This window comes from Pseudomonas sp. URMO17WK12:I11 (assembly GCF_007677725.1).
Lineage (GTDB): Bacteria > Pseudomonadota > Gammaproteobacteria > Pseudomonadales > Pseudomonadaceae > Aquipseudomonas.
Genome location: NZ_VEDF01000005.1, coordinates 260,460 through 274,528, shown reverse-complemented (window position 1 = coordinate 274,528; position 14,069 = coordinate 260,460). Strand labels below are relative to the sequence as shown.

The 14,069-nt window shown below is 63.5% G+C and carries 15 protein-coding genes and 1 other RNA gene; 11 read left to right on the top strand and 5 right to left on the bottom strand.

The window, feature by feature from the left end; genetic code table 11:
* Positions 1-80: 80 nt before the first annotated feature.
* Complete coding sequence (locus tag FS665_RS12315) at positions 81-704, top strand: glutathione S-transferase N-terminal domain-containing protein (RefSeq protein WP_145188355.1); 624 nt, start codon at positions 81-83, stop codon at positions 702-704.
* A 10-nt stretch (positions 705-714) separates the two neighbouring features.
* The gene (locus tag FS665_RS12310) at positions 715-1,146 is read left to right on the top strand and encodes a ClpXP protease specificity-enhancing factor (protein WP_145188352.1); all 432 of its coding nucleotides are present in this window, start codon (positions 715-717) and stop codon (positions 1,144-1,146) included.
* 48 nt (positions 1,147-1,194) lie between these two features.
* Here FS665_RS12310 and FS665_RS12305 read toward each other — a convergent pair whose 3' ends face one another.
* From FS665_RS12305 to FS665_RS12285, 5 genes are all read right to left on the bottom strand, one after another.
* Positions 1,195-1,413 (bottom strand): YgdI/YgdR family lipoprotein, encoded by a 219-nt coding sequence (locus tag FS665_RS12305; RefSeq protein WP_145188349.1) that lies wholly within the window; start codon positions 1,411-1,413, stop codon positions 1,195-1,197.
* A gap of 56 nt (positions 1,414-1,469) precedes the next feature.
* Positions 1,470-2,048 (bottom strand): BON domain-containing protein, encoded by a 579-nt coding sequence (locus FS665_RS12300; RefSeq protein WP_145188346.1) that lies wholly within the window; start codon positions 2,046-2,048, stop codon positions 1,470-1,472.
* A complete protein-coding gene (locus FS665_RS12295; RefSeq protein ID WP_008097558.1) occupies positions 2,045-2,638 on the bottom strand; it encodes a phosphoheptose isomerase in 594 nt (197 codons plus the stop codon). The genes FS665_RS12300 and FS665_RS12295 overlap by 4 nt, the downstream gene beginning before the upstream one ends.
* Before the next feature lie 86 nt (positions 2,639-2,724).
* Complete coding sequence (locus FS665_RS12290) at positions 2,725-3,096, bottom strand: YraN family protein (RefSeq protein WP_145188343.1); 372 nt, start codon at positions 3,094-3,096, stop codon at positions 2,725-2,727.
* Entirely contained in the window at positions 3,096-4,913 is a 1,818-nt protein-coding gene (locus FS665_RS12285) for a penicillin-binding protein activator (protein WP_145188340.1), read from the bottom strand. Before FS665_RS12285 ends, FS665_RS12290 begins: the two co-directional genes overlap by 1 nt.
* A 221-nt stretch (positions 4,914-5,134) precedes the next feature.
* Here FS665_RS12285 and rsmI point away from each other — a divergent pair, with 221 nt between their 5' ends.
* The 9 genes from rsmI to mraY all read left to right on the top strand — a co-directional run bounded on the left by rsmI (position 5,135) and on the right by mraY (position 14,065).
* The gene (rsmI, locus tag FS665_RS12280) at positions 5,135-5,977 is read left to right on the top strand and encodes a 16S rRNA (cytidine(1402)-2'-O)-methyltransferase (protein WP_178108331.1); all 843 of its coding nucleotides are present in this window, start codon (positions 5,135-5,137) and stop codon (positions 5,975-5,977) included.
* 67 nt (positions 5,978-6,044) lie between these two features.
* Positions 6,045-6,404: RNase P RNA component class A (gene rnpB / locus FS665_RS12275), an RNA gene on the top strand.
* A gap of 309 nt (positions 6,405-6,713) precedes the next feature.
* Entirely contained in the window at positions 6,714-7,169 is a 456-nt protein-coding gene (mraZ, locus tag FS665_RS12270; RefSeq protein WP_145188334.1) for a division/cell wall cluster transcriptional repressor MraZ, read from the top strand.
* Positions 7,166-8,113 (top strand): 16S rRNA (cytosine(1402)-N(4))-methyltransferase RsmH, encoded by a 948-nt coding sequence (rsmH, locus tag FS665_RS12265; protein WP_145188331.1) that lies wholly within the window; start codon positions 7,166-7,168, stop codon positions 8,111-8,113. Before mraZ ends, rsmH begins: the two co-directional genes overlap by 4 nt.
* A complete protein-coding gene (gene ftsL / locus FS665_RS12260; protein ID WP_145188328.1) occupies positions 8,110-8,403 on the top strand; it encodes a cell division protein FtsL in 294 nt (97 codons plus the stop codon). The genes rsmH and ftsL overlap by 4 nt, the downstream gene beginning before the upstream one ends.
* On the top strand, positions 8,403-10,136 hold the full coding sequence (locus tag FS665_RS12255) for a penicillin-binding protein 2 (RefSeq protein WP_178108340.1): 1,734 nt from the start codon (positions 8,403-8,405) through the stop codon (positions 10,134-10,136). The genes ftsL and FS665_RS12255 overlap by 1 nt, the downstream gene beginning before the upstream one ends.
* A complete protein-coding gene (locus FS665_RS12250) occupies positions 10,136-11,623 on the top strand; it encodes a UDP-N-acetylmuramoyl-L-alanyl-D-glutamate--2,6-diaminopimelate ligase (protein ID WP_145188322.1) in 1,488 nt (495 codons plus the stop codon). The genes FS665_RS12255 and FS665_RS12250 overlap by 1 nt, the downstream gene beginning before the upstream one ends.
* Positions 11,616-12,983, top strand: a complete 1,368-nt coding sequence (gene murF / locus FS665_RS12245) for a UDP-N-acetylmuramoyl-tripeptide--D-alanyl-D-alanine ligase (RefSeq protein ID WP_145188319.1) — start codon at positions 11,616-11,618, stop codon at positions 12,981-12,983. Before FS665_RS12250 ends, murF begins: the two co-directional genes overlap by 8 nt.
* On the top strand, positions 12,983-14,065 hold the full coding sequence (mraY, locus tag FS665_RS12240; RefSeq protein WP_145188316.1) for a phospho-N-acetylmuramoyl-pentapeptide-transferase: 1,083 nt from the start codon (positions 12,983-12,985) through the stop codon (positions 14,063-14,065). Before murF ends, mraY begins: the two co-directional genes overlap by 1 nt.
* Positions 14,066-14,069 lie beyond the last annotated feature (4 nt).

Genomic DNA, 14,069 nt, shown 5'->3' with positions numbered 1-14,069 from the left:
GCGCCCTGACAGAAATGCCAGGGTGCCCCAGGCGCGTTTTCATTTAGAGTTGACATGTATTCCCTGCGAGGAGGCGCTACATGGGCGCAACCAACCGGTTAGCCTGTTATTCCGATCCGGCTGATCACTATTCACATCGGATTCGCCTGGTGCTTGCCGAAAAGGGCATTGCTGTGCAGATCATTGATGTCGAGCCTGCACGCCCGCCGGCCAAGCTTGCAGAGGTCAATCCTTACGGCAGCGTGCCGACCCTGGTCGATCGCGACCTGGCGTTGTACGAGCCGACCGTGGTGATGGAATACCTCGAGGAGCGTTACCCGCATCCGCCGTTGATGCCGGTTTATCCGGTCGCGCGTGGCAACAGCCGCCTGCTGATCCACCGTATTCAGCGTGATTGGTGCGCGCTGGCCGATACCATTCTCGACCCACGCAGTGCCGAGGCGGCGCGCAGCGACGCGCGCAAGGCCTTGCGCGAGAGCTTGACCGGGGTGTCGCCGTTGTTCGGCGAGTTCGCTTGCTTCATGAGCGAGGAGCAAAGCCTGGTCGATTGTTGTCTATTGCCCATCCTCTGGCGTTTGCCGGTGATGGGTATCGAATTGCCGCGGCAAGCCAAGCCGCTGCTGGATTACATGGAGCGACAGTTCGCCCGCGAGCCCTTCCAGGCGAGCCTGTCGTCCGTTGAGCGTGAAATGCGCAAGCTTTAAGGAGCCGTTGATGAACTCCAGTCGCCCCTATCTGGTACGAGCACTGTATGAGTGGATCGTCGACAACGATTGCACCCCGCATATGCTGGTCAATGCCGAATACCCGAAGGTCCAGGTTCCGCAAGGCTTTGCCAGTGATGGCCAGATCGTGCTGAACATCTCGCCCAGCGCCGTGCGCAACCTGCACATGGACAATGACGCGGTCAGTTTCGAAGGTCGCTTCAGTGGAGTTGCCCACTCGCTGTTCGTGCCTGCTGGCGCCATCCTGGGCATCTATGCTCGGGAGAATGGCCAGGGTATGGTCTTCGAGCTGGAGCCGCCGTTGATGGAAGACGATGAGCTGGAAGAAGAAGGCGTCGAGCCGGACGACGACGGCCCACCCGAGGGCGGTGGCCAACCGCCACGCCCCAGCGGGCGGCCTAGTCTGAAGGTGGTCAAGTAACAAAAAAGGCGATCCACGTGGATCGCCTTTTTCAGGGCTCGGCTGCGCTTACAGATCGGTGATGGTGCGGATCTGGTCACGATTGACGCGGGTGCGCTTGCCGTCCAGTTGCTGCAGTTCGTAAAAGCCTGAGTCGCTGTCGAACTTCGGCGCATCGACGGCATGGATTTCACGGCCATCGTTGAGGGTGATGACGCTTGGCGTCGAGCAGCCGGCCAGGGTGGCCAGCGTGCCGAGCAGCAGGGTCGGTAGCAGAAGCTGTTTCATGCGGTGTTTCCCGTGTTTCCCAGGTAAAGCCAGCGCTGGCGCGCGCCAGCGGCCGATCAATCGATGTATTCGAACAACTTGACGATCTTCTGCACGCCCGAGACGCCCTGAACCACCGCAGTGGCCGAATTGGCCTCTTGCTGGGTGACCAGGCCGAGCAGGTAGACGATGCCGTTTTCGGTGATCACCTTGATGCGCGAGCTGGGCACCGCGTTGTCGGTGAGCATCTGGGTCTTGATCTTGGTGGTCAGCCACGCGTCGTTGTTGCGCGCCAGGATCGACGAAGGCTGCATGACTTGCAGTTCGTTGTGCACCTTTTTCACCCGCTGAACCTGGCTGGCGGTCTGTTCGGCCAGGCTCTTGAGCTCGGCTCGAGGGGTTTGCCCGGCCAGCAGCACGATACCGTTGTAGCTGCTGACAACGATGTGCGAACCGTCGTCCAGGTCCGGGTTGGCCTTGGCGATGTTCACCGAAACCTTGGTTTCGATCAGCGAGTCGTCGATCTTGCTACCGATGGTGCGCGTGCCGCGGTTGTCTTCGATCGGCGAATTGCGGGTCGAGGTCAGCACCGAGCTGCAACCGGTGACGCTCAGGCACAGGGTAAGGGCCATCAGGCCGAGGCGTATGGGGGTCATTCTTCACTCCCGAACAATTGGCTGTCGATCAGATCGCACAGGCAGTGGATCGCCAGCAGGTGGACTTCCTGGATACGTGCGGTGACCGTGGACGGTACGCGGATCTCCACGTCTTCGGGCAGCAGCAGCGAAGCCATGCCACCGCCGTCACGCCCGGTCAATGCTACGACAATCATTTCGCGATCATGTGCCGCCTGGATCGCTTGAATCACGTTGGCCGAATTGCCGCTGGTCGAGATCGCCAGCAGGACGTCACCGGGCTGGCCGAGTGCGCGGATCTGCTTGGAGAAGATCTCGTTGTAGCTGTAGTCGTTGGCGATCGAGGTCAGGGTCGAGCTGTCGGTGGTCAGAGCGATGGCCGGCAGACTCGGCCGCTCGCGCTCGAAGCGATTGAGCAGCTCGGAGGAAAAATGCTGGGCATCGCCGGCCGAGCCGCCGTTGCCGCAAGCGAGCATCTTGCCCTCGTTGAGCAGCGCATTGACCATGACCAGGCTAGCCTGCTCGATGTGCGGTGCCAGGATGTCCATTGCCTGTTGCTTGGTGTCGATGCTGGCCTGGAACAGCCGGCGAATTCGGGATTGCATGTCCATCTGGTGACCTTAAGTGGGGCGGTGGCCGTTGCTGCGCGCAACCAGGACCTGCCCGCGAAACATAGCGCTAGAAAATCGAAGTGGGTTCAGCATTCGAAGGCGTTTTTCAGCCATTGCAGCGGCCGCCCTGCATGCTGGCTGCCTTGCAGGGCGACAACGTCGAAGCGACAAGGGTAGTCGGCCCAGCGCGACTCCTTCTGCAGGAACAGCGTTGCGGCAAGCACCAGCCGTTGCTGCTTGCGCCCGTCGACACTGCCGAGGGCGCCACCGAAGCCTGCGTGCAAGCGATAGCGGACTTCGACGAATACTACTGTATCGGCGTCGAGCATGACCAGATCAAGCTCGCCGCCCTTGCATCGCCAATTGCGCGCCAGCAACTGCAGGCCGTGCCCTTGCAGGTAGCCAAGGGCCTGGTTTTCCGCAGCCTGGCCGGCGCTGGTCGACGATGCGTCTGGCATCAGCGCGGGGTGTCCGGCAGGCGTTTGACCTGGCCACCGGCGAACTCGGCCCACGGCAGCTGGCGCTCGATCCGCTGGCTGGGGTTCATGCTCAGGCTACCGGACAGGCCCTGGATGCGGTTGTCCGGCAATGCCTTGAGCTGGCCCAGGCGCGGTGCCAGGGCATAGGCATCGACGCCCATCGCATACAGGCGGCCGATGCTGCCCGCAGCCTGCGGCCACTGTTGCACCACCTGCTGGCGCAGGCTGTTGCTGGTGTCGAGCAGCCACGGCGTTTCGCAGAAGCGAATGCCGTTCATGTCGTTGTACTGGTTCACGTCACCGCTGGCGCTGTACAGGTTCGAGGTGGCGTAGACCGGCACGTCGCCGGCGTACTGGAAGTTCAGAGTCGGCTTGATCTGCTGAGCCTGTTGTGGGGTAGAGGCGAGGAAGATGAACTCGATGTCCTGGCGTCGCGAGGGCTGCGCAGCGACATTGCCGCCGACAGCGCTCTGCATGCTCTGGGCACGGCCTTCGCTCTGGCGCAACTGGAACATGTTGGCGATCTGTTGGGCCAGGGCTACTGGCTGCGCGATGCGCTCAGCGGCGACAATGGTGCCACCGTTGCTCTCCCAGTCCTGGCGGAAGGCAGCCAGTACGCGATCGCCCCATTCACCGCTGGGCACCATTGCTGCGGCGCGGACCATGCCGTCGGCACGCGCGCGGCGGGAGACCTCACGGGCTTCGTCTTCAGCAGCCAAGCCGAACTGGAACAGCTGCGCGGGCGCTTGCTGACCGGCGTCGGCGTAGTTCAGAGCCAGGGTGGTGAGGGGCAACTGTGGATTGGCGGCGAGCTTTTTCACCAGCGGCTTTTCCAGCGGCCCGACCACCAGTTGTACGCCATCGGCTTGCGCCTGGCGGTAGAAGTCTTCCAGCGAGCCGATGCGCGAACTGTCGTAGACCTGTACCGCCGGGGCCTGCTGGCCGGCTTGCTGGGCCTGGAAGTGCGCGGCCATGAAGCCATCGCGCAGCGCCCGGGCGACGCCGGCCAGTGGGCCTTCCTGTGGCAGCAGCAGGGCGATCTTGGTCAGCGGCTGGCTAGCCAGTTCCTTGAGCTTGGCCAGGGCGCTCGGCAGTTGCTTGGCGGCCGGGTGGTCAGGATGCTGTTGGCGCCAGGTGTCGATGGCCGCTTGCTGCTGTTCAAGGGTGCCAGCGCTTTTTACAGCCAGTGCCAGACTGGTCCAGCCAGCCAACACGGGGTCGCTGGCAGGCTGTTGCAGCTGCTCGGCGGGCAGCGCAGCGACCAGGGCCCAGGTCGCGTCGTTGTTGGCGCTGGCAGCAGCGCCACTGAGCAGCGGGCTGAGCAGCACGCGCTGCTGGGCGGCTGCAAGGGCCTGACCGTCGGCTTCGAGGGCTGCAGCATGCACGCTGTAGGTGCGTACCTGCTGTTCGGCAGGCAGCTCGGCGAGGTGCTGCAGGCTCGGGTGGGACAGGGCGCTCAGGGCAGCCTTGGGCTGGTTGCGGCTCATGGCCAGCTCCGCGCCCAGGGTGGCTGCAAAAATCTGCTGCGCAGGCTTGAGCGACTCGATCGGCACCTGTTCCAGGATACGTGCGGCGCGTGGGAAGTCCTTCTGCTTATAGGCCAGGTCGGCGGCGCTCAGGCGCAGCAGGGCGGCATCTTGCGCAGACTTGCTGGAAGCCGCCTGTTCGAGCAGTTGCTCGATGCTGGCATCCGGCGTGCGTGGCAACTCACCCAGGCTGGATGAGGGCGAGCTGGCGCAAGCTGCCAGCAGGGCAGCGAAGCAGAGGGCTGTGAACAGCCGCAGGCAAGCGATCATGTAAGGGTCCTGTTACTCGATCAAGTTGGTCGGCGATTGTACCCAAGCGGCGGCCGGGGCGCGATCCGCCGATGGCAGAACCTTCACTATAGGCGCCGCTTCGCCGCTCGCCGGTCAAGTTCTTTGCGCTGTGTAACCGGCGCTCGGGCTACAATGGCGCCTTTGATCCGAAAGGCAGGGTGTTAGCAGTGATTGATGTGGCCGGGGCTTCGAAATCCACCATGGGTACGCTGTATGTGGTCGCGACCCCCATCGGCAACCTTGACGACATCAGCGCCAGAGCGCTCAAGGTGCTGGCCGATGTCGCCCTGATCGCCGCCGAGGATACCCGGCATTCGGTCCGTCTGCTGCAGCACTTCGGCATCGAGACGCCCCTGGCCGCGTGTCATGAGCATAACGAGCGCGACGAAGGCGGGCGGTTCATCACCAAGCTGCTGGCCGGTGAGGACGTGGCGCTGGTTTCCGATGCCGGCACGCCGTTGATTTCCGACCCTGGCTACCACCTGGTGCGGCAGGCGCGCGCCGCTGGCGTGCAGGTGGTGCCGGTGCCAGGTGCCTGTGCCTTGATCGCGGCGCTGTCGGCGGCGGGACTGCCGTCGGATCGTTTCATCTTCGAAGGGTTCCTGCCAGCCAAGGCTGCCGCTCGTCGTGCGCGCCTGGAGCAGGTGAAGGAGGAGCCCCGCACACTGATCTTCTATGAAGCGCCGCACCGCATCCTCGAATGCCTCGAAGACATGGAGGCGGTGTTCGGTGGCGAGCGCCCGGCATTGCTGGGGCGGGAACTGACGAAAACGTTCGAAACCCTCAAGGGTCTGCCTCTGGCCGAGCTGCGGGCGTTCGTCGCTGGCGACAGCAATCAGCAGCGCGGCGAGTGCGTAGTGCTGGTGGGGGGTTGGACAGCGCCACAGGGTGAAGAGGCGATCAGTACCGAAGCGCAGCGCGTGCTCGATCTTCTGCTGGCTGAGCTGCCGCTGAAAAAAGCAGCGGCCTTGGCGGCGCAGATCACCGGTGTGCGCAAGAACCTGCTCTATCAAGTGGCGCTTGAAAAGCAGAAAGCCCAGTAATGGCATTTAGACATAGTTGACGGTATTGCTTGTTCTTGAGCGCGCCTGCCGTTAACCTTGTCGGCGGAGAGTCGATCGGACAGTCGCTGCCGTCTTTTGTTCCGCAAAAGATGGGGGAGGAAAGTCCGGGCTCCGCAGGGCAGAGTGCCAGGTAACGCCTGGGAGGCGCGAGCCTACGGAAAGTGCCACAGAAAATAACCGCCTAAGCACTTCGGTGCCGGTAAGGGTGAAAAGGTGCGGTAAGAGCGCACCGCACGTCTGGCAACAGGTCGTGGCTAGGTAAACCCCACTCGGAGCAAGACCAAATAGGGTTCCATCATGCGTGGCCCGCGTCGGAACCGGGTAGGTTGCTAGAGGCGTCCAGTGATGGCCGTCGTAGAGGAATGACTGTCCTCGACAAAACCCGGCTTACAGATCGACTCTCCACCTTCCCCCCCCCTGCTTGAATCGATAGCAGACGCATTCTGGTAATACCAAAAAAATCTTACTCTTAATAAACCACTTTAACTTCACAGCGCATGCGTCTGTGCAGTTTTGATTTTTCACGTTTTTTTCATGCCCCGGTACACCTTCCTCCTTCCTTTAATGCGCTAAATCTCGGTCCTGTAAGGGTTTTCCTTATGAACGTGCCTTGACGGTGCAGCGGACGGATTCCTATAGTGTGCGCAAGTGGCAGAAAGTGGGACGAAGTGGGTTTTCTGACACAAAAAAGCTAATATTGTGGGGAATCGCAGCCGTGTTCCGCGGAGCCAACGCCGTCAGCCTCGATGCCAAAGGCCGTCTCGCCATGCCGAGTCGGTACCGTGACGAGCTCGATTCGCGCTGTGATGGTCAGCTGATCGTGACCATCGACGCCGTCGATCCCTGCTTGTGTGTTTACCCCCTCGATGAGTGGGAACAGATAGAAGCCAAGTTGCGTGCCTTGCCGTCGTTGCGTGAGGAAAACCGCCGCCTGCAGCGCCTGCTGATCGGTAACGCGGTTGACCTGGAGCTCGACGGCAGTGGGCGTTTCCTGGTACCGCCCCGCCTGCGTGAGTACGCCAAGCTGCACAAGAAGGCGATGCTGGTGGGGCAACTGAACAAATTCCAGTTGTGGGATGAAGATGCCTGGAACGCGGTTTCGGCAGCTGATCTTGCAGCTATTCAACAACCGGGCGCCATGCCCGACGATTTACGTGACCTGATCCTGTGACCATAGATAGCGGCTTCAACCACATCACCGTCCTGCTCGATGAAGCTGTCGAGGCTTTGGCCCTGCGCGCCGACGGTTGCTATCTGGACGGCACCTTCGGGCGGGGCGGGCATAGCCGCCTGATCCTCAGCAAACTGGGGCCGCAAGGCCGACTACTGGGGTTCGACAAGGATCCTCAAGCGATTGCCACCGGGCAAGCGCTGGCGGCCGAAGACGGCCGCTTTGTCATTGTGCAGCGCAGCTTTGCCGAGCTGGGTACGGAAGTCGCCGAGCGCGGTCTGGCCGGCAAGGTCAGCGGCATCCTGCTCGACCTTGGTGTGTCGTCGCCGCAACTGGACGACCCTGAGCGCGGCTTCAGCTTCCTCAACGATGGCCCGCTGGACATGCGCATGAACCCCGACCAGGGCATCAGCGCTGCCGAGTTCATCGCCACTGCGCCGGTCGAGGAGATCGCCCGCGTGTTCAAGGAGTATGGCGAGGAGCGCTTTGCCGGGCGTATGGCGCGTGCCGTGGTCGAGCGCCGCGAACAGCAGCCGTTCACCCGAACCGCAGACCTGGCCGAAGTGCTCAAGGTGGCCAACCCCGCCTGGGAGAAGGGCAAGAATCCAGCGACCCGTGCCTTCCAGGGCCTGCGTATCCATGTCAACAACGAACTGGGCGATCTCGAGGCAGGCCTCGAGGCAGCCATGCAGGCACTGGAAGTCGGTGGGCGCCTGGCCGTCATCAGTTTCCACTCGCTGGAAGACCGCATCGTCAAACTGTTCATGCGCAAACTGGTCAAGGGCGAGGCGGACAACCTGCCGCGCAACCTGCCAGTGCAGCACAAGGCCTTCGAGCCGAAGATCAAGCTGATCGGCAAGGCCCAGTTCGCCTCCGAGGCGGAACTCAAGGCCAATCCACGGTCACGCAGCGCGGTGATGCGTGTGGCGGAGAAGCTTCGGTGAGCCGGCTCTTCGCCAAACCTCTGCCAGGCGGAAGCTTTCTGATGCTGCTGCTGTTCGTGGGCGTGTTGGTCTCGGCGATCGCCGTGTCCTACAGCGCCCACTGGAACCGCCAGTTGCTCAACACCCTCTACGGCGAATTGAACGAGCGCGACAAGGCCCAGGCCGAGTGGGGCCGGCTGATCCTCGAGCAAAGCACCTGGACTGCCGCCAGTCGTATCGAGAACCTGGCGTCCGAGCAACTGAAGATGCGCGTTCCGGCCGCTGACGAAGTGCGGATGGTGGCGCCATGATGAAGCTCGAGGGCGCACTCTACCCATGGCGCTTCCGGGTCGTGATCGGTTTGCTGGCCCTGATGGTCGGCGCTATCTGCTGGCGCATCATCGACCTGCAGGTGGTCGACCGCGACTTCCTCAAAGGCCAGGGCGATGCTCGCAGCCTGCGGCACATTCCCATTCCAGCGCACCGCGGTCTGATCACCGACCGTAACGGTGAGCCCCTGGCCGTCAGTACGCCGGTCACCACCCTGTGGGCCAACCCCAAGGAGATGCAGGGTTCCAAGGAGCGCTGGGGGCAACTGGCTGCGGCACTTGGGCAGAATGCCCAACAGCTGACCGAGCGCCTGACCCAACAGGCGAACAAAGAGTTCATCTACCTGGTGCGCGGGCTCACCCCCGAGCAAGGTCAGCACGTGCTCGACCTGAAGGTGCCGGGTGTTTACGGTCTGGAAGAATTCCGCCGCTTCTACCCAGCCGGTGACGTCACGGCGCACATGGTCGGCTTCACCGACCTGGACGATCATGGCCGCGAAGGCGTGGAGCTGGCCTACGACGAGTGGCTGGCCGGCGTACCGGGCAAGCGCCAGGTGATCAAGGACCGGCGCGGGCGCCTGATCAAGGATATCCAGGTCACCAAGAACGCCAAGGCCGGCAAGACCTTGGCGTTGTCGATCGACCTGCGCTTGCAGTACCTGGCCACCCGTGAGCTGCGCAACGCCATTGCCGAGCAGGACGCCAAGGCCGGCAGCCTGGTCATCATGGACGTTAAGACCGGTGAAGTCCTGGCCATGGTCAACCAGCCGACCTACAACCCCAACAACCGTCGCAGCATGTTCCCGGCAGCCATGCGTAACCGGGCGATCATCGACGTATTCGAGCCAGGCTCGACGGTCAAGCCGATTTCCATGAGTGCGGCGCTCGAGAGCGGTCGCTGGAAACCCACCGACAAGGTCGAGGTGTATCCGGGCAGTCTGCAAATCGGCCGCTACACCATCAAGGACGTTTCGCGCAGCGAGGGCCCGATCCTCGACCTGACCGGCATCCTGATCAACTCGTCCAACGTCGGCATGAGCAAGATCGCCTTCGACATTGGCGGCGAAGCCATCTACCGAGTCATGTCCCAGGTGGGCCTGGGCCAATACACCGGCCTCGGTTTCCCCGGCGAGCGCGTGGGCAACCTGCCCAACCACCGTGAGTGGCGCAAGGCCGAGACCGCGACCCTGTCCTACGGCTACGGCGTTTCGGTGACCGCCTTGCAGCTGGTGCACGCGTACGCTGCACTGGCCAACGACGGCAAGATGGTGCCGCTGTCGATCCTCAAGGTCGACAAGGCTCCCGAAGCGGTACAGGCGATTCCCAAGGACACCGCCGAAACCGTCCAGGGCATGCTGCAACAGGTCATCGAGGCGCCGCGCGGAGTGTTCCGCGCCCAGGTGCCGTTCTATCACGTGGCCGGCAAGTCCGGCACGGCGCGTAAAGCCACGGTCGGCTCCAAGGGCTACACCGAAAACGCCTACCGCTCGCTGTTCGCAGGCTTCGGTCCGATGAGCGACCCGCGCTACGCCATCGTCGTGGTGATCGACGAACCAGGCAAGGGCGGCTACTTCGGCGGCCTGGTTTCAGCCCCGGTGTTCAGCAAAGTCATGTCCGGCACCCTGCGCCTGATGAACGTGCCGCCAGATAACCTGCCGCCGCCCAGCGATCCGCAGCAGGCCAATGCAGTACCCGCCAAGGGAGGGCGTGGATAATGACGATGCCACTGAGCAAGCTGTTCGCCCATGCCAGCCGCGACCCTCTGATTCGTGAACTGACCCTGGACAGCCGTCAGGTGCGACAGGGCGACCTGTTCCTGGCGGTACCCGGCGCCAAGGTCGATGGCCGTGCCCATATTGCCGACGCGCTGTCGCGCGGTGCGGCGGCGGTGGCCTATGAAGAGCAGGGCGCCAACGTGCTGCCGCTGACCGACGTGCCGCTGATTCCGGTCAAGGGTCTGATCGGCCAGCTGTCGCAGATCGCCGGGCGCTTCTATGGCGAGCCGAGCCGCCAGCTGTACCTGGTCGGGGTGACCGGCACCAATGGCAAGACCAGCGTCACCCAGCTGGTTGCCCAGGCGCTCGATGCGCTGGGCCAGCGTTGCGGGCTGATCGGCACCCTGGGCACCGGGTTCTACGGCGAGCTGCAGAGCGGCCGCTTGACCACGCCTGACCCGATCGCCGTGCAAGCGACCCTGTACGACCTCAAGAAGGGCGGCGCCAAGGCCGTGGCCATGGAGGTTTCCTCCCATGCCCTGGAGCAAGGGCGGGTCGCTGCGCTGGAATTCGACATTGCGGTGATGACCAACCTGTCGCGTGATCACCTCGACTACCACGGCAGCATGCAGGCTTACGAGGCCGCCAAGGCCAAGCTGTTCGCCTGGCCGAGCCTGCGTTGCCAGGTGGTCAACCTGGACGATGACTTCGGCCGTCGCCTGGCGGCAGACTTCGCGCGTCGCCCGAGTGTCGAGCACCTCGAGAGCCGGCTGCTCAGCTATAGCCTGGAGAATCCCGATGCAGCGCTGTTCTGCCGCGAGGCCCGGTTCAGCGACGATGGCGTGAGCGCCGTGCTGGTGACCGCCCAGGGCGAACGCACCTTGCGTAGCCAGTTGCTGGGCCGCTTCAACCTGAGCAACATGCTCGCCGCCGTGGCCACCTTGATGGCCATGGACTATTCGCTGGATGAAATCCTCAAGGTCACGCCACTGCTGCAGGGCCCGGTGGGCCGCATGCAGCGCTTGGGCGGCGGCGACAAGCCGCTGGTGGTGGTCGACTACGCGCATACCCCCGACGCCCTGGAGAAAGTCCTCGAAGCGTTACGCCCGCATGCCCATGGCAAGCTGCTGTGCCTGTTCGGATGCGGCGGCGACCGTGATCGTGGCAAGCGTCCGCTGATGGCAGGCGTGGCAGAGCGCCTGGCCGATCGGGTACTGGTGACCGACGACAATCCGCGCAGCGAACAGCCGCAGCGCATCTTCGACGACATCCGCCCGGGCTTCACAGCGCCCGATGCCGTTGAATTCGTCGCCGGTCGCGGCGCTGCCATTGCCCGCCTGATTGCCAGCGCAGCAGCCGAGGACGTCATCGTCCTGGCCGGCAAGGGGCACGAGGATTACCAGGAAATCAACGGCGAGCGCCAGGCGTTCTCCGACCTGATCGAAGCCGACAAGGCACTTGCCGCCTGGGAGGCGCCGCATGCTTGAAGCCATGACCCTGAGCCAGCTGACCGGCGTGCTGAACGCACGCCTGGTCGGCGCCGATGCCAGCTTCGACGGCGTCAGCATCGACAGCCGCAGCGTGGCCGCCGGGCAGCTTTTCGTCGCCCTGAGCGGGCCGCGCTTCGATGGCCATGATTACCTGGCCGATGTGCAGGCCAAGGGTGCTGTTGCCGCCCTGGTCGAACGCGAAGTCGCCGGTGTCGATCTGCCGCAACTGCTGGTCGCCGATTGCCGCCTGGCGCTGGGCCAACTCGGTGGGCTGAATCGCGCCGCGTTCGACAAGCCGGTGATCGCCATCACCGGTTCCAGCGGCAAGACCACGGTCAAGGAAATGCTCGCCAGCATCCTGCGCACGCGCGGCCTGGTGCACGCCACCCGTGGCAACCTGAACAACGACCTCGGTGCACCGCTGAGCTTGCTGGAAATCGGCCCGCAGCACAGCGCCGCGGTCATCGAGCTGGGGGCCTCGCGCATCGGCGAGATCCGCTACACCGTCGGCCTTACCCGCCCGCAGGTGGTGATCATCAACAACGCCGGCACCGCCCACGTCGGTGAATTCGGCGGCCCGGAAAAGATCGTCGAAGCCAAGGGCGAGATCCTCGAAGGCTTGGGCGAGGGCGGCATCGCGATCCTTAACCTCGCCGACAAGGCGTTCGCTACCTGGCAGGCGCGCGCCGGCGATCATCGGGTCTTGAGCTTTGCCTTGTCCGATGCCCGCGCCGACTTCCATGCCAGCGCCATCGGTCGCGATGCCCGCGGCTGTCCATCGTTCACCCTGCACGGCCCCGAGGGCAGCGTGCCGGTGCAACTGAACCTGCTCGGTACCCACAACGTCAGCAACGCCCTGGCCGCCGCTGCCGCTGCCCACGCCGTTGGTCTGAGCCTGAGCGGCATCGCCGCCGGGCTCAATGCAGTGCAGCCGGTCAAGGGTCGCAGTGTGGCGCAGATCGCCGCCAATGGCGTGCGCGTCATCGATGACAGCTACAACGCAAATCCCACCTCCATGTGCGCGGCCATTGATATACTCGCCGGCTTTTCCGGTCGCACCGTTCTAGTGCTGGGAGACATCGGCGAGCTGGGTGCCTGGGCTGAGGAAGGCCACCGGCAGGTGGGCGAGTACGCTCGGGGCAAGGTCGATGCCGTTTACGCGACGGGCAACAACATGATCCACGCGGTCACGGCGTTTGGCGCCGGTGGCCGTCATTTCGCTACGCAAGCTGAGCTGATCGAAGCCGTTCAGGCCGAGACGGCCAGTGATACCACTATCTTGATCAAGGGCTCGCGCAGCGCTGCGATGGAAAACGTCGTGGCTGCACTGTGCGGTGCCAGCGGGGAGAAACATTAATGCTGCTGCTGTTGGCCGAGTATCTGCAACAGTTCTACAAAGGCTTCGCGGTCTTTCAGTACCTGTCCCTGCGCGGGATTCTTGGCGTACTGACCGCGTTGTCGCTGGCGCTGTGGCTGGGGCCGTGGATGATTCGTACCCTGCAGATCCGCCAGATCGGTCAGGCGGTCCGTAACGACGGTCCGCAATCGCACCTGTCCAAGTCCGGCACACCGACCATGGGCGGTGCGCTGATCCTGTCTGCCATCGCCATCAGCACGCTGCTGTGGGCCGACCTGAGCAACCGCTACGTATGGACTGTCCTCATCGTCACGCTGCTGTTCGGCGCGATCGGCTGGGTGGACGACTACCGCAAGGTGATCGAGAAGAACTCGCGCGGGCTACCGAGCCGCTGGAAATACTTCTGGCAATCGGTTTTCGGCCTGGGCGCTGCGGTATTCCTGTACACGAGCGCACCGACCAGCGTCGAAACCACGCTGATCGTGCCGTTCCTCAAGGACGTCACGATTCCCTTGGGCATCGGTTTCGTCGTGCTGACCTATTTCGTCATCGTCGGCTCGAGCAACGCGGTCAACCTGACCGATGGCCTGGACGGCCTGGCGATCATGCCAACCGTCATGGTCGGCGGCGCGCTGGGTATCTTCTGCTACCTGTCGGGCAACGTGAAATTCGCCGAGTACCTGCTGATTCCCTACGTGCCAGGCTCCGGTGAGCTGATTGTCTTCTGTGGCGCGCTGATCGGCGCAGGCCTGGGCTTTCTGTGGTTCAACACCTACCCGGCGCAGGTGTTCATGGGCGACGTCGGTGCGCTGGCGCTGGGCGCTGCGCTGGGCACCATCGCCGTGATCGTGCGCCAGGAGATCGTGCTGTTCATCATGGGTGGCATCTTCGTGATGGAAACCTTGTCGGTGGTGATCCAGGTGGCCTCCTTCAAGCTCACCGGCAAGCGCGTGTTCCGCATGGCGCCGATACACCACCACTTTGAACTCAAGGGCTGGCCCGAGCCACGCGTGATCGTCCGCTTCTGGATCATCACCGTGATTCTGGTACTGGTCGGCCTTGCCACCCTGAAACTGAGGTAGAAAA